Below are 19,535 nucleotides of genomic sequence, written 5' to 3'. Positions count from 1 at the left end.
AACTTGTTTCACGCAACGCCGCAACGGCGCTACGTAAACCTTCTTCTTCCAAGAACCATCATTACGTCGCGCCGTCGCATGAACCACTGAACCCGCCTTACGTTGCGTCGTTGCGCCGTCGCGTGAGCCAACCCCCGTGGTTCTCGGTGTCACGCCCCGGCGCTGGCCAGCAACTGCCGGGTGCAGGGGTGCTCCGGGTGCGCGAGAACGTGGGCGGCGGGGCCGATCTCCACCAGCCGGCCGCGGTCCATCACGCCGATGCGGTCGCTCACCTTGCGGGCCAGGCCCAGGTCGTGGGTCACCAGGAGCAGGGTCAACCCCTTCTCGATCTGCAGGTCCAGCAACCGTTTGAGGACCTTGGCCTGGACCCCGGGGTCCAGGGCGCTGGTGGGCTCGTCGGCGACCACCAGCGCCGGCTCGGTGATCAATGCGCGGGCGATGCACAGGCGCTGGAGGGCGCCCTGATTGAGCTCGTGGGGGTAGCGCCCGAGGAACTCGGGGCGGGTAGGCAGGTGCACCTCGGCGAGGGCCTGCACCACCCGGCGGCGGAGCTCTTCCGGGTCTCGCCGGCCAGCTTGGATGCGCAGGGGCTCGGCCACGATCTCGAAGGCGTTCAGGCGGTGGCTCACCGCCTGGCCGGGGTTCTGATAGATGACGCCGATCCGGCGGGCCAGGCCGCGGGGGTCCGTGGCCAGCCAGGCGTCCAGATCGCGGCCGGCGAAGGAGCGGGAGCCGCCGTCGGGCCGCAGGGCGCCGGCGGCGATCAGGGCCAGGGTGCTCTTGCCCGAGCCGGTCTCCCCCACCAGGCAGAAGACCTCGCCGCAGCGTAGCGTCAGATCCTGGGGCGCCAGGGCAGTCACCGGGCCGTAGGTCTTGCCCACCTGGACCAGCGCCACAAGGTCGGCGATCCCGCCCCGTAGGCAGCGCACGGCGTGGGCGCCGGCCGGCACCAGGAACACCTCCTGCTCGGCACACGCCGGCAGCGCCTGGGTGCAGCGGGGCTCGAACAGGCAGCCCTGGGCCGGCCCGTGCCCGGTCTCGTGGCCAGGCTCCGGGGTGATCCCGGGGGCGCTGCCGTGGGTGTGGGGCGGCCCGTCGTTGCGGCCGTGGGCGTGGACGAGGCGGTAGAAGGCGTCGCCCCGGATGCCCCCCAGGTCCCGCACCGCGTCCAGGGCGGGATAGGAGCGGCCCAGGGCGAGGGTGTAGGGGTGACGCGGCCGGCACAGCAGGTCGGCGGCCGACAGGGTCTCGACCACCTGGCCCAGGTAGAGCACCGCTACCTCGTCGGCCAGGGTACGGGCCACCTCCAGGTCGTGGGTGATCAGCAGGATCGCCTTGCCCCGGTCGCGCAGGCCGCGGATCACCCCGGCCACGAACCGCTTGGTCACGGCGTCCAGCGCCGCGGTCGGCTCGTCGAGGACCACCACCGCCGGATCGAGGATCAGGGCCATGGCCAGGAGTGCCCGCTGGACCTGGCCGCCGCTCAGCTCGTGGGGGAAGCGCCGTGCCAGGGACAGGTCGAGCCCCAGCGCTTGGAGCGCGGCACCCGCCCGGTGGGCCGCTTCCCGTCGGCCCAGGCCGAGGTGCTCGACCAGGGGCTCGGCCACCTGATCGATGACGGCGTGCAGGGGGTTGAGGCTTGCCGCGCCGTGTTGAAACACCAGGGACACCTGGGTCCAGCGAAGCCCGCGCCAGTCGGCTTCGGGCAGACCGCCGAGGGCTCTCGCCCCCAGCCCCAGGGAGCCGGTGACCCGGGCGTTGGGCGGCAGCAGCCCCAGCAGCGAGCGCGCCAGGGTGGTCTTGCCCGAGCCCGACTCCCCCACCAGTGCCACGATCCGACCGGGCTCCAGGCTCAGGTCGACCCGGTCCAGGGCCAACAGGTCGTGGTCGCCGTCGCGGTAGGCAACGCTCCACCGGGAGAGTTTCATCATCGCCAACCACCCACAAGGCGCGGGTCGAACGCCTGCTCCAGGCTGACCGCCAGGCAGGTCAGGGCCAGCAGCAGCAGGGTCAGGCACGCCACCGGCGGCAGCAGCCAGTGCCACCACCCGGCGAGGTAGTAGAACTGGCTCCCGGTGCGGATCATGAGGCCCAGGGACAGGTGCCCCGGGTCGAACAGCCCGAGGAAGGCGAGGGTCGCCTCCATGGTCACGGCCAGGCGGGTCTTGCCGACGAAGCTGACCAGGTAGAGGGGGAAGAGCTCCGGCACAAGGTGCCGGACGATGACGTAGCGCCCCGAGGCACCCATTTGCTGGGCCGCCCGCACGTGGAGGCGGTTTCGCAGCACCAGGGCCTGGGCCCGGATGCCCTTGGCGGTGGTCGGCCAGATCAGGCACGCGAGCAGCACCGCCAGGAGCGTCGGCGTGGGTCGAACCAAGACCGCCGCCAGGATGAGCAGCATCACGGTCGGGATCGCCAGCAAGACGTCTGCCAGCCGCATGCAGAAGGCGTCGACGGCGCCGCCGAACCAAGCTGCAGCGAGGCCGATCCCGACCCCCAGCACCAGGGCCGTCGACCCGCCCAGGAGGCCGAACCACGCCGTGTGGCGCAGGCCGTGCACGAGCTCGGACGCGAGGTCCATCCCCCCGTCGTTGGTCCCGAGCCAGTGCTCGGCGGACGGCGGGCTCAAGGGCGCGAAGGAGATGTCGTGGGGGTCGTGGGGGGTCAGCGCCGGGCCGAGCACGGCCAGGGCCAGCAAGGCCAGGGCCAGCAGGCCGGCGGTTCCAAACCAGGGGTCCCGGGCCAGGGACCGGCGGGAGTTACCGACCACCGGTCACCAGGGGGTCGAGGCGGCCGTACGCCAGCTCCAGGGCCAGGTTCACCAGCAGCACCAGCAGGGACGAGCAGAGCGCGATCCCCTGGACCAGGGGCAGGTCCCGCCGGCCGATGGCGTGGAAGAGCAGGCTGCCCAGCCCGGGGTAGGAGAAGAGCGTCTCCACCACCAGGGCTCCGGTCACCAGGGCGGCGAGGCGCAGACCGAAGCGGGTGACCAGGGGCAAGAGGGCGTTGCGGGCGGCGTGGGCGTAGCGCACCCGCAGGGGCGGCAGCCCCTTGGCCCGGGCGGTCTGCACGTAGGGCGCGCCGAGCACCAGGGCCATGCTGCCCCGGGCGAGGAGGAAGTTGCCGGGAAACTGGGCCAGGACCAGGGTAGCCAGGGGCAGCGCCAGGTGGTGGGTCAGGTCGGCCAGCCGCCGGACGCCGGTGAACTCGGCGTAGGCGGTCTCGGCCCCGGCGGCCGGGAACCACCCCAGCTTGAGGGCGAAGACCAGGAGGAGCAATACGCCGCTCACCAGCTCCGGCACGCCGTCGAGCACGGCCATGGCGCCGACGCCGGCTTTCTCGAGCCGGGAACCGCGCCGCCACGCCACCTCGACCCCGGCCACAAAGCCGCCCAGGGTGGCCAGCAGGTGGGCGCTGCCCACCAGGACCAGGGTCCAAGGCAGGGCGTCCCCAATCAGCGTGAGGACCGGCTGCTGGAAGGCGAAGGAGGTGCCCCAGCGGCCCCGCAGGAGGTCGAGCCCATAGGCGGCCAGGCCGTCGCCCCCGGCGTAGTGGGCCCGGAGCCGGGCCGCCTGCTCGGCGGCCAGGGGCACGTCGGCGGCCCCCCAGGTGGCGGTGACGAAATCCCCCGGCAAGAGGCGCGGCAGTCCGTAGCTCAAGCAGAGCAGCAGCGCGCCGGCCAGCCAGTAGGCCAGGACGCCTCGAACCGTTTTCCGGCTCACGGCAGGAGCGCCAGCTTGTTCTGGGCGATGGGGACCCCCCGGGCGAGCCCCCCCGGGGTGTAGAACCAGCGGATCCCCTTGGCCGGGCGAAACGCCGTCATCGCAGCCGGATAGTAGAGCGGAATGGCCGGCAGCTCCTCGGCGACGAGCTCCTGGATGCGGTGGACGAGCGCCACCCGCTTCGCCGGGTCCATCTCTGCCAGTTGGGCGGCCAGCAGTTGATTCAGCTCGGGGCTGCGGTCGTAGTGGGAGCTGTTGACCGAGCCGGCCGCCGGCAGGATCAGCTCGTTCAGGCCCCGGGGGTCGCCGCTGATGCCGCCGTGCCCGGAGATCGCCAGTTCGAAGTCGAAGCTGCGCACCCGTTGGTCGGCCGTGGTCGGCTCCAGGGCGAGCGCCCGGACCCGGATGCCCACCGCCTCGAGCTGCTTCTTGAGGATGGCGCCATCCCGGTCGCTCCCCGCCCCACCCGACACCGTGATGGACGAAGCCAGGAGTTCCACCTGAAGCGACCGGCCATCCTTGTGGAAGAAGCCCTGGTCGTCCGGGCGGTAGCCCAGGCCGGCCAGCAGCGCCCGGGCCCGGGCCGGGTCGTGGGGGTAGGCCGGCGCGGCCGGGTTGTACAGGGGGTGATCGGGCGAGAGGAGCCCGCAACCCGCCGGGCTGGCGAAGCCCCGCTGGCCCTTGGCGATCAGCTCCTCCCGGTCCAGGGCGTGGGCCAGGGCCCGGCGGAAGTCCCGCTGGTCGAAGGGTGCCCGGGTGTGGTTGATCATCAGCTTGCGCACCCAGCTCCGTTCATCCTCGAGCACCGTCAGGCCCTGGCGCCGCAGCGGTTCGGCCAGGTCGGCCTGGATCTGGGCCAGGTCGGCCTGGCCCGAGGACAGGGAGACCAGGGGGTTGGTGGAGCGGAAGTAGATGAGCCGGTCGGCCCGGGGCCGCCCCTGGTAGTAGTCGGCGAAGGCCTCGTAGAGGTAGGTGCCCTGGGTCGGGTCGAAGTGCCGGAACCGGTAGGGGCCGCTGCCGACGAAGGCCGAGGGCCCGTCGAAGGCCTGGGGGTTCTCCACGGGGGCCCAGATGTGCCGGGGGAGGATCGGCAGGGTACCGCCGATCTCGGCGAGAAAGGGCGCATAGGGCCGGGCGAGATAGACGGTGACCGCGTGGGGTCCCGCGACCTCGGCCCGGTCCACCGCGTCCAGCGACACCCACGGGTAGGGGTGCTCGCGCAGGTAGGCGAGGGTGAAGGCCACGTCTTCGGCGGTCAGCGGCCGGTCGTCGTGCCAGCGGGCCCGGGGATCGAGCTGGAAGGTGTAGGCCCGCTTCGCCCCGTCGTAGGACCAGGACCGGGCCAGGGCAGGCACGAACTGGCCCCCCTCGTCCTTCCAGACCAGGGTATCGAACACCCAGCTCATGCGCACGTAGCCCGAACCGCGGGGGTAGTGGCGAAAGGGGTTGGGCGGGCCGTGGTCCCCCCGGTCGTCGGCGATCCGGATCTCGGCCACGCGGCCCCCGCCGGCTGCCGGGGCCGCGGCCGGGAGCGCCAGGCTGACGGCCGCCAGGAGGAGCAGGGGCACGCCCAGGTTGCTCACAGTACCACCCCCAAGGTCACCAGGGCCGCGAACGACTGGCCCGGGTGGAAGGTGGCGGTGCCGTCCCGGGTGTCGTCGGCGGCGTTGATCACCGAGACGTACCGGCGGTCGAAGAGATTGGTCACCTCCAGCCCCAGCTTCACCCGCTGGGCCCCGAGCACCCGGTCCCAGGTGTAGCTCGCCCGCAGGTCCACCACCGTGTGGGAGCCGACCCGGTTTTGGTGCTCCGCGTCGGCGTGCCGAGGTCCCAGGGTCTGCACCAGGGGCGTCACCTCGAAGCCCCCGGGCCGGTAGCTCAGGCCGGCCTTGAAGAGCCACCGGGGCGTGTCCACCACCTGCCGGCCCTTCGTGTCGAGGGTGCTGCCGGCGAAACCCAGGTCCTCGTCGTAAGTGAGGACCGTGTAGGTCGGGTTGACGAAGAGCGTCAGGTCGTCCCCCACGTAGGCGTTGGCCTCGAGCTCCACCCCGTAGCCGGTGGCCTTGCCCACGTTCTGCTGGTAGTTGAGATTCACCCGGGGATCGTGGACCGTGGTCAGGAGGTTGCGGTGCTTGGCGAAGAACACCGTGGGGGCCAGGTCGAACCACCCGCCGCTCAGCCGCAGGCCCAGATCGAAGGTGTCGGAGGTCTCCAGCTCGTAACCGTCGAACAGCTCCTGGAGGTCGATGCCCTGGGCCTGGAAGGCGGCCCGGTTCTGGTTGTACAGGTTGACCAGGGGCAGGTAGGAGTAGGGGCGGATGAAGCTGCGGCCGTAGCTGCCGTAGACCTGCGCCCGTTCCGACAGGGTGTAGGCGGCCCCCAGGGTGGGGAGCCAGACCTCGTAGACCTCCGACCCCCGATCCAGGTCCGGGGCCCGCACCGGCGCGAAGTCGGGCGCCGGCCCCGCGACGAACCCCTCGCTCGACGCTTCCTCGAAGCGGAAGTACTTGAGCCCCGCCTGCCCGTCGAAGGCGCCCAGGCTCCCGGAGAGCTTGCCGTAGGGGCTGTGGAGGTAGGTGTCGCCCGTGGTGGCGAAGACCCCCAGGCCCCGATACGCCAGGCACTGGGGCGTGATGGCGAAGTTGCGGGTGAAGATGTCCATGTCGGCCTGCTCGAAGTGGTAGCCGAGCACGCCGTTCAGCGACGCCCCGCCGGCCTGGGCCTCGGCGATCACGCCCGCGCGCTCGATCTCGCGGTTGCGCTCCTGCACCCGGCCGCCCCCCGCGGTGACCCCCTGGAGGATCTTCGTGTCCTCCTTGGCGTAGTAGGGCTTGAGGGTGAGGCCGAAGACCTCGGCAGGGGTGAGGGTGAAGATCGCCAGGAGATCGTCGTTTTCGAAAGTGCCCCGGTTGTAGCCGTAGTAGAAGATGTCCTCGGCGGGAACGCCCGTGGCGTTTCGCGCGTAGTCCTTCCGGTAATTCTCGTCCAGGTCCTGGAGCTCGGCCCAGGTCAGGGGCCGGTAGAAGTGCTGATCCAGGTCGTTGTGGTTGTACCGGAGCTTGAGGTCCGCCTTGGGCCCCAGGGGCTTGGCCAGCCCCACGGTGGCGTTGTGCCGCGGGCCCAGCTTGCCGGGGCCGCGCCACTTGTCCGCGTCGGTGTAGGAGTAGGAGCCCGAGAGCCGCGTGCCGAGAATCGGGAGGCTCCCCGAGTCGATCCGGCCGAAGGTACGGGAGTAGTCGTGGGACCCCAGGCTCTGCCGGACCTCGGCGCCGAAGGTCTCCCCGGGCCACTGGGGCCGGAGCACGATCGCCCCCGCCCGCGACCCCACCCCGGTGCCGATGTCGGCGGGCGTGACACCTTTGTAGACAGAGACCGCCTGCATGTTTTCCAGGTCGTACAGGTAATCCCGGGGGCCGATGGGGTTGGCGCCCCAGTTGGGCACCCCCTCCACCGTGAGCGCCCCCAGCATGCTGCGCACCCCGCGCACCCGCACGCTGCCCTGCTCGGCCGCCAGGCCCCGGGCGTCGGCGCCCGCCACGTTGATCCCCGGCACGATGCCCAGGGCCTGGTACACGCTGGTGGCGGCCCGGGTCCCTTGCAGGTCCAGGCCCTGCCGGGTCACCTCGCTGCCCGTGTATACCGTCTCGCCGGTCTGGCGGGTGGGTGTAACGAGCCGGTCTTCCGAGACCTCGATGGGCGCGAGCTCCGTGGCCGCCAGCACGGCACCGGCCGCCGCCAGGCCACCGCACAGCAACAGGGCGACCGCCGCCCCCAAACAGAAACGCTGCCCCATGGGTTCCTCCTCTCCTCCAGGAAATCCGCGCCCCTCGTTCGACCGCCCGATCCTGTCGTCTCAGGACCCCGCCAGAACTCCAGTGCGACAGCCCAGGTCACACGAAAAGCTTACGAATTATGCAATCGTGCTACTGTGGGCCGCAGTATTCCTTTCCCCTGGCTTCTTCGGCGTCCACGGCACCGTCAGTGCAGTGTAAAGACCACGGTGACCGCCAGTTCCCCGGGGCTCGCATCCGGCCGCCGAGGATAGGGTGCCCCACGGCGGACCGCCGCCACCGCCGCCTCGTCCAGGACCGCGGAGCCCGCGCTCTCCCGCACCGCGGCCTCGGCCAGGTCGCCCGCGGCTGTGAGCCAAAAGGCCACGGTCACTCGCCCCTCGATCCCGTTTCGCCGGGCCCAGGCCGGATAGCGTTTGGCCGCTTCGATCCGCGCCCGAACCGCAGCGTAGTATGCCTCCACGGCCGCCGGGTCGGGGCTCGGGTCCGGCTTGGGGACCTCCCGGGCCCCCTCAGTCCGAACCGACGACTCCGCCTCTTCCAAGGGCTCCGGATCGGCGGCGGGCACGGCGGGCGCAGGGGCAAGAGCGGCCACCGGTACCGGGGTAGGCGCCGGGTCTGCCGGCGCGGGCTTCGGGTCCGGAAGCGGGGCGGCCGCCTCCCTGGGCTCCGACTCGGGCTCCGGCTGCGGCGCCGGTTCGGCTTCAGGCTCCGGCTCGGGTTCCGGTTCGGGCTCGGATTCGCACTCCGGCTGCGCCTTCGGTTCGGTCTCCGGCTCCCGCGAGACCACCGCCTCTGGTTGTGCCGCAGCAGCGGGGGGCGCCGGCTCCGGCGCCTGCGGGACATCCGGCGGAGCTGGAGCCTCGGGCTCGGGAGGGGGGGCCGCCAGGGCCACCTCGAACTCGACCTCCACTCCGGCTTCCGGCGCCGGCGGGTCCGGCGGCCGAAGCGCCAGGCCCACCCCCCAGACGGCCGCAGCATGGAGGAAGAACGACCCCGCCACGGCCGCGGCGGTGCGCAGCGTCACGGCCCCCCGTGCTCCGTAGCCACCACCAGGCGCACGGCTCCGGCGGCCCGGGCGGCATCGAGCACCGCGACCGCAGCCTGGAGGGGCGCCTCCCGGTCGCCGCGCACCACCACCGGCCGGCCACCCGGTCCCACCTCGACCCGTAGGCGCTCCACCAGCCCGACCAGGGTCACCGCCTCGGTCCCCAGGTAGACCGAGCCGTCCCGGGCCACGCTCACCGTCACCGGCTCCTCGGGGCGCTCGGTCTGGCTCTCGGCGGTGGGGAGCCGCAGCCCCACGCCCCCTTCCTCCACGAAGTGGGTGGTGAGGAGAAAGAAGACCAGGAGCAAGAACACGATGTCGATCATGGGCGTCAGGTTCAAGCCCGGCGCCCGGGGCCGCACTGGGATGTCCATCAGGCGCCTCCCCGGGCCTCGCGGCCCGCGTGGCCGTGGCCGTGGGACAGCCGGCCGCCGTCCTCCAACAGGTCGAAGAGCGCCCCGGCCTCGTCCTTGAGATCGGCCACCAGGGCGTGGACCCGCCCCTGGAAGGCGTTGTGGACTACGGTGGTCGGGATCGCCACCGCCAGGCCCAGGGCGGTGGTGAGCAATGCCTCCCAGATGCCGCCTGCGAGCACCGAGGCGTTCACCTTCCCCCCAAGGGCCTCGATGGCCCGAAAAGCCTCGATCATCCCGGTCACGGTGCCCAGCAGCCCCAGGAGCGGCGCCACCTGGGCGATGAGGGCCAGGGTGGGGAGGAAACGCTCCAACCGCCGTACCTCGCGGGAGGCAGTGTGGGAAACGGCCTTCTCCAGTTCAGCCCGCCCCGTGCAGCAGCCCCGGTCGGCCCGGCCGAGCACGTGGGCCAGCGACACCGCCAGGGGGTGGCGCTCCCGGCCCGCCAGGGACGCGGCTCCGGCCAAGTCTCCGGCGGCAGCCTTCTCCCGGACGCCGTGGAGCAGCCCGGGATCCTGCAACCGCACCCGGCGGAATACCCAGGCGCGCTCCAGGGCGATGGCGGCGGCGGCAACGGAGCAGAGCAGGATCACCCACCCCAGGGGTCCGGCTTTTTGTAGTAACGCGGCAACGGCCTCCATGACGCGATCCCGTCCACCCCCCGAAGGTGGCGCAGCAGGCGCCACCCCTCAGTCTGGCCTGCCGAAACAGCGGTCGTAACACGAAGTAGAAGATTGTGGCACGCGCGTGATCCTACCCATCTGAACCCCTCCCAGCAAGGGAGAAATGCGACGCTTTGACAATTCGTGGCACGGGAGCCCGAACTCCCGATCGTCACCCCCCGGGAACTCCTCCCGGATCGGGAGAAGAAGCCCCTGTGGGTGCCGACCCGTCATGGGAAGAGAGCCGATGTCTTGCGAGCATCGACCGGGAGGCCGCGGGCCGGAGGGGCGGAGTTGTTCCTCTGGGAGCTCCGCCAGGGCGTTTGGAGCGGCGAGGGGTAGACACCATCGTCCACCGGCAGGGACCGGCGCGCGGCCCACGGTTCCGCGAGGCCTTGGGGCGAGGGTGCGGGCCCCCATTCGTGCTACCATCCAGCCATGATTGGGTTGATCGTGACCGCCGATGATTTTGGGGCCGGGGTGCGCCGGGACGAGGGCATCGCCCGTGCCTTCTGCGAGGGGGTCGTGACCGGCGCTTCGCTGCTGCCCAACGGCCCGTCCTTTGCCTGTGCCGCGCGCCTGGCAAGGGACCTGCGTCTACCGGTGGGAGTGCACCTGAATTTGTCCGAGGGCCGACCCCTGACGGGGGACGTGCCCGGGCTCACCGGACCCGACGGAGGATTTCCCGGCAAGGCAGGCCTGCGCCGCGCGCTGGGACAGGGCCTTCCCGACCCCGGGGCCGTGCTCCGAGAGCTGGAGGCCCAGGTGGAGCAGGTGAGGGAGGCAGGCCTCGAGCCCGACCACCTGGACACCCACCAGCACTTCTTCCTCTTTCCGGCCGCGACCGGCCTCGTGCTGGAGGCCGGCCGCCGGGCCGAGCTGCGGGCGGTGCGCCTGCCCCGTCCCGCCGAGCCGGCGCGGGAGGACCCCCCGGGCCCCCTGGGGGAGGAGCTCGCTCTCTACCGCCGGCTCGCCCCGAAGGCGGCTCGGCGGGTGCACCGGTCGGGTCTCGCCGCCCCCAAGGGCCTCTGGGGCATGCCGCTCCTGGACCGGCTCACCGAGGACTCCCTCTGCCGCACCTTGGGCCGGCTTCCGGCGGGCTGCTGGGAGCTCATGGTTCACCCGGGCTACGCCGAATCGGGAAATCACTTCTCGGGGCCGCCGCGGGAGGTGGAGTTGCAGGCCCTCGTCTCCCCGGCGGTCCGAGAGCTGATCCGGCGCCGGGACATCCGCCTGGCCTGCTTCGGAGATCTCCCCTGCGCGTGCTGATCGCCCTGCCCCGGCAGCACGGGGCCACCGGAAACGAGGTGACGGCCGTCCGCCACCGCGACGGCCTGGTGCGCCTCGGCCACGAGGTGCTCCTGGCGCGGCTCGAGGTTTCCGACGCCGCACTCCTCGCCCGCGAAGCGGCGCAGCTTGCGCCCCACGTCCTCCACCTCCTGCATGCCTACCGCACCGGCCTCCCCTGGCTGGAAGCGGGGCTTGCCTCCCGGTACCCCACCGTGGTCACTCTCACCGGCACCGACCTCTACCCGGAAGTGGTGGACCCCGCCCGGGAACGAATCGTGACCACGGTGCTCGCTGCAGTCGACGCCGTCATCACCCAGAACCGCCTGGCAGCCCGGGCTCTGGCCGCCGACCGCCCCACCCTCGCGGCAAAGCTGCGCTACCTGGCCCCCGGAATCGCCCTGGGCCGGGCGCCCTGCCCTTCCCTGCGGCCGCCGGGCGTCGGCCCGGAGACCCCTTTGCTCCTCCACCCGGCGGGCATCCGCCCGGTGAAGGCGAACCTGGAACTGCTGCACCTCTTCGATCCCCTCGCCGAGGAAGGGCTTCCCTTCGCCCTCGCCTTCTGCGGGCCGGTCCTCGACGAAGCCTACGCCCGGTGCCTCTTCGCCGCCCTGGAACGTCGCCCCTGGGCGTACCATGCGGGAGTGATCTCCCCCCAAGCCATGCCCGCCGCCCTGCGTCAAGCCGACCTGGTGCTCAACCACTCCCGCAGCGAGGGCCTCCCCAACGCCCTGGTGGAGGCCGCGGCCCTTGGGGTGCCGGTGCTCGCCCGCGACATTCCCGGCAACGCGGCGGTGGTGGAGCCGGGGGTCAACGGACTTCTCTACGAGGGAGAAGAGTCCTTTCGCCGCGAGGCGCGCCGACTCCTCGCAGATCCGGGGCTGCGCCGAGGCCTCTGCGCCCCCCGCCCAGAGGGCTACGACCCGGGCCGGGAGAGCCGGGAACTGGAAGAGATCTATCGCGGGGTACTGGAACGTAGACGAGAGCAGGTTCGAGGGGCGATGGGGTAGGACCTTCCGGTCGGAGCAATGCAGACCAGTGCGCCCGGGGGCACGCCCGGGCGCCTACGGGGCACCCCGACTGCCACGAAAGGGGCCTCGCCGGGAGCTCCGGGAGACGTCCCCCGCTCCGGCGCTCGCTACCCCTGGGACCGGTCGTAGCGCTCGAAGGTCATGGTGAAAGTGGCGCGGCCCTGGGTGAGGGAGCGAAGCTCCGTGGAGTAGCCGAACATGCGCCGCAAGGGCACCAGGGCCTCGATCTCGGTGGTGCCGCGGCCGGCGGACATGCCCCGAATTTCGCCCCTCCGGGCGTTGAGGTCCCCGAGCACCTCGCCCACGTGGTCCTCGGGGGTGACCACGTCGACCCGCATGAGGGGCTCCAGGAGCACCGGGCGGGCCACCTGGCACGCCTCGCGGAAGGCCTGGTTGGCCGCTACCTTGACGGCCATCTCGCTGGCCGAATCGGCCTCCGCCTCGAGCTCGGCGATGTAAACCCGCACGTCCTCCACGGCGTGCCCCGCGAGGATGCCGCTCAGAAGGGCCTCGCGCACGCCGCCCAAGGCGGCTTCCACGATCGCCGCAGGAAACCCGGCGGGGTCAGGCTCGAACTCCACCCGGTTGCCCTCGCCCCGGGGCGCCTTCTCCACCCGCATGGCAACTGCCGCCCGATGCCGCTTGTCGCCGAGCATGCGGTCGAACACCGCGCGGCCGGCCCCCTGCCCGTCGAGCGTCTCCTTGTAGACGACCTGGGGCTTGCCCACCTGGACCCGCAGGTTGTAGTCGTCCGCCATCCGGCGCACCAGCACCTCCAGGTGCAGCTCTCCCATGCCCGAGATGAGGGTCTGGCCGGTCTCCTCGTTCACCTCGTGGCGGAAGGAAGGGTCCTCCGCGGCCAGCCGCTCCAGCACCTCCACGAGCTTCTCCTCGTCCTGGCTCCGCTCGGGCTCCACCGCCACGCTGATGACCGGCTCGGCAAAGGCGATGGTCTCCAGGAGCAGGGGGTGGTCCGGGTCGCACAGGGTGTCGCCGGTCACCGTCCACTTGAGCCCCGTGAGGGCCAGGATGTCGCCGGCCAGCGCCTCTTCCACCCGCTCCTTCTTGTCCGCGTGCACCCGCACGATGGCGGCGGGCTTTTCCAGCCGTTTGCGAGTGACGTTGGACAGCCGCCCCCCCGCGTAGGCCCCGGAGTAGACCCGCACGTAGGTGAGGACACGCCCCTGCTCCTGCTGGAGCTTGAAGGCCAGCGCCGCAAAGGGCGCCTTCACGTCGGCGGCCCGCTCCTCGGCCGCCCCGGTCTCGGGGTGGATTCCGTGGACCGGCGGCACGTCCACGGGGCTCGGGAGGTAGCCCACCACGGCGTCCAGGAGGAGCTGCACCCCCTTGTTGCGCAGCGCCGCTCCGCTCAGGACCGGCACCACGCGGTTGGCCACCGTGAGCCGGCGGATGACGGGGCGCAGGGCCTCTGCTCCGGGCCAGCGGCCCTCCAGGTAGGCCTCGGCCACCGCGTCGTCCAGGTTCCCCAGGGTCTCCAGGAGCCGGTCGCGGCCCCGGGCCAGGAGCGCTTCTTCCTCGTCCCCCCGCGGGGCACGGCGCACGGGGTGCGCTCCCAGGTCGGTCTCCTCCCACTCCACCGTCTCGCCGGTCAGCAGGTCCAGGCAGGCCCGAAACCCGGACTCGGCACCCACCGGCACCACCAGGGGCAGGGTGGTACCCCGTAGCCTCTGCTCCAGGCTGTGGACGCTCCGGTCGAAGTCGGCGCCCACCCGGTCCATCTTGTTCACGAAACACAGGCGGGGAACCTTGTAGTGCTCCGCCTGGCGCCAGATGGTCTCGGTCTGGGGCTCCACCCCGGAGACCGCGTCCAGCACCACCACCGCGCCGTCGAGCACCCGCAGGCTGCGCTCCACCTCCATGGTGAAGTCCACGTGGCCGGGGGTGTCGATGAGGTTGAGCTGGTGCTCCTGCCACTCCACCCGGGTGGTGGCCGCGGTAATGGTGATGCCCCGCTCCTGCTCCTGCTTCATCCAGTCCATGACCGCCTGGCCGTCGTGGACCTCGCCGATCTTGTGGGTGCGGCCGGTGTAGTAGAGGATCCGCTCGCTGATGGTGGTCTTGCCCGCATCGATATGGGCAAAGATCCCAAAGTTGCGGATCCGGTTCATGCGCCGGATGTCAGACATGGGGGGTTCCCTTCACTTTCGGTCCGCCGTCCACTGGGGGTCGGGGGTCAGGGGCTCGGAGATCTTCACGTGGCCGGCCAGGGTCTGCCGCTCCTCGCCCCCCACCAGGAGCTGCACCGAGCGGATGTCCGGCACGTTCTCCGCGAGGGTGTGGACCAGGGCGAAGACCGTGAGGAGCTCCCCCGACGCGCCCCCGGGGGAGAAGTCGCCCAGCGCCGGCTCGAAGTCCACCACCGCCAGACCCTCGGCGCCCAGGTAGGCGCGGCGCAAGCGGGTTCCCCGGGGCAGAACGGGGGCGCCACCCTCCTGCCGAGGGCCCTCCGCCAGGGCTTCGACCAGGGCGCCCAGCTTCTGCACCGCGTCGAGCCCGCCGGGAAGGCGGCGCGCCTCGGGGACGAGCCGCGTCCAGCGCGGGTCGGCAAAGTAGAGCGTCGCCTCCTGCCCGGCGGGTGCCGTGAGGCCCCGCAGGGGCACCTTCTCGATGGCGCGCCGGTCCACCCAGCCCAACCGCACCGCCACGGTGGCCGCCACCGCGAGGGCCACGAGCAGGAAGAGCACCCCGCCCGTCCACCCCCAGCCGCCCCAGCCCCGGGCTCGCCCCCGGGTGCGGCGCACCGTGCCGCGCGCGCGCGCCGGCTTCTCCCCAGCAGACCCAGCAGACATGCTCACCTCCTCCCAAAGGCGGGGCACTGTACCACAGCGCCGCCGCCCGATTCGAGGGTGACCGCCGCTTCTCCACCTGGACTCCCGCGGCCGTTCGGGATATACAGAGTCCCTTCTCGGGGCCCGGTGGCCCCGGTGTCCACCGACGCGCGGAGTGCCATGCCCACCCAACCCGCCCCTGCCGGGGCAGACCTGTTCGCCCAGGCCGTCAGCCCCCAGGTGCTCGACCTCAAGCCCTACGTGCCCGGCAAGCCCATCGAAGAGCTGCGGCGGGAGCGGGGGCTTTCCTCCATCGTCAAGCTCGCGAGCAACGAAAATCCCCTGGGGCCTTCCCCGGCCGCGGTGGCGGCCCTGGAGGCGCAGCTCGCGGGGCTCCACCGTTACCCCGACGGGTACGGTTTCGCCCTCAAGCAGGTGCTGGCCCGGCGCTGGGCGGTGGCACCCGAGAACCTGGTGCTGGGCAACGGCTCGTCGGAGATCCTGGAGATGGCGGTGCGCCTCCTGGTGCGGCCAGGCAAGGGGGTCGTGCTCGCGAGCCCCTCGTTCAGCATCTACGAGCTCGCCGCCCGGGCCCAGGGGGGAACCGTGCACCGGGTGCCCCTCCGGGACCACGCGGTGGACTTGGAGGCCGTGGCCGCTGTCGTGGACGCCGACACGGCCTTGGTGATCCTGGGCAACCCCAACAACCCCACGGGAACGATCTTTCGCCGGCTCGAGTGGGAGCGCTTCCTCGCGGCGGTGCCTCGCCGGGTGGGCATCCTCCTGGACGAGGCCTACGCGGAATACGCCGAGGACCCTGCCTTCCCCGTGGGCCGCGACTACCTGGACGAGGAGCGGCTCCTGGTGGTGGCGCGCACCTTCTCCAAGGCACATGGGCTCGCCGCCCTGCGCATCGGCTACGGCATCGCCCCGCGGCGCCTGGTGGACTACCTGAACCGGCTGCGCCTGCCCTTCAACGCCAACGGGCCGGCCCAGGCCGCGGCGGCCGCCGCGGCCGACGACGACGACCACGTGGAGCGCTCGCGCCGGGTCAATCGCCAGGGGTTGCAGCGGCTGGCGCGCTTCTTCGCGCAGCGGGGCGTACCTGCCGTGGCGAGCCAGGCCAACTTCCTCCTGGCCCGGGTGGGAGACGGGGATCGGTGCTTCGAGGCCCTGCTGGACCACGGGGTCATCGTGCGCAGCACCCGCAGCTTCGGGATGCCGGAGTGGATCCGGGTGACCGTGGGAACCCCCCAGGAGCTGGACCGTTTCGAGGCCGCCTTCGCCCGCGTGGCCGAGGCGGGAGGAGGTGTACCGTGATCATCGTGCTGCGCCCCGACCATCGGCCCGAGGACCGGCGCCAGCTCGTGGAGACCCTCAAGGCCCTGGGGCTGTCGGTGCACGAGTCGGCGGGGGAGAAGCGCACCATCCTGGGCGCCATCGGCGACGAGGACTCCCTGCGGGAGCTGCCCCTGGAGTCCATGCCCGGGGTGGAGCGGGTCATTCCCATCCTCAAGCCCTACAAGCTCGTGAGCCGGGAGTTCCGGGCCGAGGACAGCGTCGTCGACGTCCGGGGGGTGCCCATCGGCGGGCCCCTGGTCCAGATCATCGCCGGGCCCTGCTCCATCGAGGACCGGGGGCTCCTCCTGGAGACCGCCCGGGCCATTCGGGAGGCGGGCGCGACGCTTCTTCGCGGCGGCGCCTTCAAGCCCCGCACCAGCCCCTACGCCTTCCAGGGGCTCGGGGAAAAGGGGCTCGAGCTCCTGGCGGAGGCCCGGGAGCACGCGGGCCTGCCGGTGGTGACCGAGCTCATGGACCCCCGGGACACCCTGCTCGTGGCGCGCTACGCGGACGTGGTCCAGATCGGCGCCCGCAACATGCAGAACTTCCGACTCCTCAAGGAGGTCGGAAATCTGGAGAAGCCCGTCCTCATCAAGCGGGGAATGTCGGCTACCCTGACCGAGTGCCTCATGAGCGCCGAGTACGTGGCCGCCCAGGGCAACCGGAGGGTGATCCTGTGCGAGCGGGGCATCCGCACCTTCGAGACAGCCACCCGCAGCACCCTGGACCTGTCCGCGGTCCCTGTGCTCAAGTCCCAGACCCACCTTCCGGTCATCGTGGACCCGAGCCACGCCGCCGGGCGCTTCGAGCTCGTGGCCCCCCTGGCCAAGGCGGCGCTGGCCGCCGGGGCCGACGGGCTCATGATCGAGGTTCACGCGCGGCCCGAGCAGGCGCTGTGCGACGGCAACCAGAGCCTGAAACCCGAGCGCTTCGCCCGGCTGGTGGCCGAGCTGGCCGCGGTGGCCCGGGCGGTGGGGCGCGAGCTCGGCCGGCCGCCGGAGCGCGCGCCGTGAGCCGCACCCTGGCGCTGGTGGGGCTGGGGCTCATCGGTGGGAGCCTCGCCGCCTCCCTCAAGACCCGCAACGCCCCCTGGCGGGTGCGCGCAGCGGACCGGCGCAGGAGCGCGCTGGACTACGCCCTGGACCGGGGAATGATCGACGAGGCCGCCCCGAGCGCATCGGCGGCCGCCGAGGGCGCCGACCTGGTGGTGCTCGCGACGCCGGTGCAGGCGATCCGGGCGTCCCTTCGGGAGGTGGGGCCGGGGCTTCGGCCCGGCCAGGTGGTCACCGACGTGGGGAGCACCAAGGCCGGCATCCTCCGGGAGGCCCGGGAGGTGCTGCCGGCGGGCGTTTCCTTCGTGGGCGGGCACCCGGTGGCCGGCACCGAGCGCTCCGGGGTGGAGAGCGCCGTACCGGGGCTCTTCGAGGGGCGCACCTGCGTTCTTACCCCCACCGACGATTCCGACCCCCGAGCCGTGGAAGCCGTCACGGACCTGTGGCACGACCTGGGCGCCCAGGTCGTGTGCATGGCGCCCGAGACCCACGACCGGGTCTTTGCCCTGGTGAGCCACCTCCCCCACGCCCTGGCCTACGGCCTCGTGGACACCGTGGCCGGCGAGCTGGAACCCGAGCAGGCGGCTCTCGCGGGCGGATCGCTCCGGGATTTCGCCCGGGTCACCTCCGGCTCACCCGTGGTCTGGAGAGAGATCTTTCTGGAGAATCGCGACGCCCTCCTCTATGCCCTGGACGCCTTTGCCGGGCGCATCCGGGTGCTGCACGACGCGGTGAGCCGGGGCGACGCCGAAGCCCTGGACCGCCTTCTGCGGCGCGCCACCGAGACGGGAGACCCTTCGTGGAGACGGTAACCTTGGCTCCTCCTGCCCCCCTGAGGCGCGACCTCCGGGTGCCGGGCGACAAGTCGGTGTCGCACCGGGCGCTGCTCTTTGCCGCCCTGGCCCAGGGCGAATCGCGCATCGAGGGCCTCCAGGCCGGGCTCGACGTAGCGGCGACCCGCCGGGCCCTCGAGCACCTGGGGGTCGCCATCCGGGACGAGAAGGGGGTCGTCGCGGTGGAAGGGGTCGGCGTGGGGGGGCTCGCCGAGCCCGGCGATGCCATCGACTGCGCCAACTCGGGCACCACCATGCGGCTCCTGGCCGGGGTGCTCGCGGGCCATTCCTTTCTCTCGGTGCTCACGGGGGACGCCTCCCTTCGGCGGCGCCCCATGGCCCGGGTGCTCGACCCCCTGCGGGAGATGGGGGCCCTGGCCCTGGGGCGGCAGGAGGACACCCGGGCGCCCCTGGTGCTCCGGGGGGGGAGCCTGCGGGCTCTGACCTGGCTCCTGCCCGTGGCCAGCGCCCAGGTGAAGAGCGCGGTACTCCTGGCGGGCCTCCACGCCCGGGGAACCACCTGGGTGGAGGAACCCGAGCTCAGCCGGGACCACACCGAGCGCATGCTCGCCGCCATGGGGGCCGAGGTGCTCCGCGAGGGCCGCCGGGTGGGCGTGCGGGGCCACCCCCGCCTTCGCGCGGGGGAGCTCGCCGTGCCCGGAGACCCGTCCTCGGCGGCCTTCTGGGTAGCGGCGGCGCTCCTGGTGCCGGGCTCCCGGGTGCGGGTGCGGCAGGTGAGCCTCAACCCCACCCGCATCGGGTTCCTCCACATCCTCCAGCGCATGGGCGCCCCGCTCTCCATCGAGCCCACGGGGGACGCCTGCGGCGAGCCCGTGGGCGACGTGGTGGCCGAGCACGGCCCCCTCCGGGGGGTCTCGGTGGACCCCGCCGAGGTTCCCTCGGCCATCGACGAGTTTCCCGTGCTCGGGGCGGTGGCGGCCGTGGCCCGGGGCGAGACCGAGGTGCGGGGCGCGGAAGAGCTGCGGCACAAGGAGTCGGACCGCATCGACACCCTGGCCGGCGAGTTGCGAAAGGCGGGAGTCGCGGTGGAGACCTTTGCCGACGGGATGCGGATCTCGGGGGGCAGGCCCTTGCGCCCGGCCCGGTTCCAGAGCCACGGCGACCACCGCCTGGCCATGGCCCTGGGGGTGCTCGCCCTGGCCATCCCCGGAGGGGGCGAGGTGGAGGGGGCCGACGCCGCCAGCGTGTCCTACCCCGGCTTCTGGAAAGAGCTCCTGCAGGGATAGCCGTGGGCAAGCCAATGGCATAGTCTCGACCGTAGGGGCGAGGCATGCGTCGCCCCTCCCACGCGCGGCGCCCACACGATTCCCCCAAGCCGCTCCACATACCATGCGTATCGGGAGACCTCACCCGTGTCCGACATCGAGAAGGAGCACAAGAAGAGGGGATTCTTCGGCCGCCTGTTTCGCAGGGGTCCCGCAGACGAGCAGGACGCCTCCGGGAAACCCCCTGCCGAGGCCCCCGCCGAATCCGAGGCACAGCTGCCGGCGGAGCCCGAGACCAAAACGGCGGAGCAACCGGCCGCCGGGAGGGAGCCGCAGCGCC

17 protein-coding genes are annotated in these 19,535 nt (G+C 72.3%); 7 read left to right on the top strand and 10 right to left on the bottom strand.

Annotation, left to right across the window (positions count from 1 at the left end; genetic code table 11):
* Positions 1-149: 149 nt before the first annotated feature.
* The 8 genes from AB1578_04355 to AB1578_04320 all read right to left on the bottom strand — a co-directional run bounded on the left by AB1578_04355 (position 150) and on the right by AB1578_04320 (position 9,615).
* Positions 150-1,931: an ABC transporter ATP-binding protein gene (locus AB1578_04355; GenBank protein ID MEW6487133.1), complete on the bottom strand. Its 1,782-nt coding sequence runs from the start codon at positions 1,929-1,931 to the stop codon at positions 150-152.
* A complete protein-coding gene (locus AB1578_04350; protein MEW6487132.1) occupies positions 1,928-2,770 on the bottom strand; it encodes an ABC transporter permease in 843 nt (280 codons plus the stop codon). Before AB1578_04350 ends, AB1578_04355 begins: the two co-directional genes overlap by 4 nt.
* Complete coding sequence (locus tag AB1578_04345) at positions 2,760-3,722, bottom strand: ABC transporter permease (GenBank protein ID MEW6487131.1); 963 nt, start codon at positions 3,720-3,722, stop codon at positions 2,760-2,762. Before AB1578_04345 ends, AB1578_04350 begins: the two co-directional genes overlap by 11 nt.
* Entirely contained in the window at positions 3,719-5,305 is a 1,587-nt protein-coding gene (locus AB1578_04340) for an ABC transporter substrate-binding protein (protein ID MEW6487130.1), read from the bottom strand. Before AB1578_04340 ends, AB1578_04345 begins: the two co-directional genes overlap by 4 nt.
* Positions 5,302-7,515: a TonB-dependent receptor gene (locus AB1578_04335; GenBank protein MEW6487129.1), complete on the bottom strand. Its 2,214-nt coding sequence runs from the start codon at positions 7,513-7,515 to the stop codon at positions 5,302-5,304. Before AB1578_04335 ends, AB1578_04340 begins: the two co-directional genes overlap by 4 nt.
* A gap of 185 nt (positions 7,516-7,700) precedes the next feature.
* The gene (locus tag AB1578_04330; GenBank protein ID MEW6487128.1) at positions 7,701-8,540 is read right to left on the bottom strand and encodes a TonB family protein; all 840 of its coding nucleotides are present in this window, start codon (positions 8,538-8,540) and stop codon (positions 7,701-7,703) included.
* Positions 8,537-8,935, bottom strand: a complete 399-nt coding sequence (locus AB1578_04325) for a biopolymer transporter ExbD (protein MEW6487127.1) — start codon at positions 8,933-8,935, stop codon at positions 8,537-8,539. The genes AB1578_04330 and AB1578_04325 overlap by 4 nt, the downstream gene beginning before the upstream one ends.
* Positions 8,935-9,615 (bottom strand): MotA/TolQ/ExbB proton channel family protein, encoded by a 681-nt coding sequence (locus AB1578_04320; GenBank protein MEW6487126.1) that lies wholly within the window; start codon positions 9,613-9,615, stop codon positions 8,935-8,937. The genes AB1578_04325 and AB1578_04320 overlap by 1 nt, the downstream gene beginning before the upstream one ends.
* Positions 9,616-10,074: 459 nt before the next feature.
* On the opposite strand from AB1578_04320, the gene AB1578_04315 reads away from it, so the two are divergent.
* Both AB1578_04315 and AB1578_04310 read left to right on the top strand, forming a co-directional pair.
* On the top strand, positions 10,075-10,905 hold the full coding sequence (locus AB1578_04315; GenBank protein MEW6487125.1) for a ChbG/HpnK family deacetylase: 831 nt from the start codon (positions 10,075-10,077) through the stop codon (positions 10,903-10,905).
* Positions 10,899-11,933 carry a glycosyltransferase gene (locus tag AB1578_04310; GenBank protein ID MEW6487124.1) on the top strand — a complete coding sequence of 345 codons (1,035 nt, stop codon included), beginning with the start codon at positions 10,899-10,901 and terminating at the stop codon, positions 11,931-11,933. The genes AB1578_04315 and AB1578_04310 overlap by 7 nt, the downstream gene beginning before the upstream one ends.
* A 128-nt stretch (positions 11,934-12,061) precedes the next feature.
* Here the strand turns inward: AB1578_04310 and fusA are convergent, their stop codons facing one another.
* Both fusA and AB1578_04300 read right to left on the bottom strand, forming a co-directional pair.
* Positions 12,062-14,101, bottom strand: coding sequence for an elongation factor G (gene fusA, locus AB1578_04305; GenBank protein ID MEW6487123.1), 2,040 nt, complete (start codon positions 14,099-14,101; stop codon positions 12,062-12,064).
* A gap of 12 nt (positions 14,102-14,113) precedes the next feature.
* A complete protein-coding gene (locus AB1578_04300; GenBank protein ID MEW6487122.1) occupies positions 14,114-14,764 on the bottom strand; it encodes a GerMN domain-containing protein in 651 nt (216 codons plus the stop codon).
* A gap of 159 nt (positions 14,765-14,923) precedes the next feature.
* Here AB1578_04300 and hisC point away from each other — a divergent pair, with 159 nt between their 5' ends.
* The 5 genes from hisC to AB1578_04275 all read left to right on the top strand — a co-directional run.
* Positions 14,924-16,063, top strand: a complete 1,140-nt coding sequence (gene hisC, locus AB1578_04295) for a histidinol-phosphate transaminase (GenBank protein MEW6487121.1) — start codon at positions 14,924-14,926, stop codon at positions 16,061-16,063.
* Positions 16,060-17,097, top strand: coding sequence for a 3-deoxy-7-phosphoheptulonate synthase (gene aroF / locus AB1578_04290; protein MEW6487120.1), 1,038 nt, complete (start codon positions 16,060-16,062; stop codon positions 17,095-17,097). The genes hisC and aroF overlap by 4 nt, the downstream gene beginning before the upstream one ends.
* Complete coding sequence (locus tag AB1578_04285) at positions 17,094-17,948, top strand: prephenate dehydrogenase/arogenate dehydrogenase family protein (protein ID MEW6487119.1); 855 nt, start codon at positions 17,094-17,096, stop codon at positions 17,946-17,948. Before aroF ends, AB1578_04285 begins: the two co-directional genes overlap by 4 nt.
* Entirely contained in the window at positions 17,936-19,216 is a 1,281-nt protein-coding gene (gene aroA, locus AB1578_04280) for a 3-phosphoshikimate 1-carboxyvinyltransferase (protein ID MEW6487118.1), read from the top strand. The genes AB1578_04285 and aroA overlap by 13 nt, the downstream gene beginning before the upstream one ends.
* Before the next feature lie 126 nt (positions 19,217-19,342).
* A partial coding sequence (locus tag AB1578_04275; protein MEW6487117.1) for a signal recognition particle-docking protein FtsY occupies positions 19,343-19,535 on the top strand: 193 nt, incomplete at its 3' end.

Source organism: Thermodesulfobacteriota bacterium (assembly GCA_040756475.1).
Taxonomy (GTDB): domain Bacteria; phylum Desulfobacterota; class Deferrisomatia; order Deferrisomatales; family JACRMM01; genus JBFLZB01.
The sequence above is the reverse complement of the archived record's forward strand: the minus strand, read 5'-3'. Positions and strand labels throughout refer to the sequence as shown.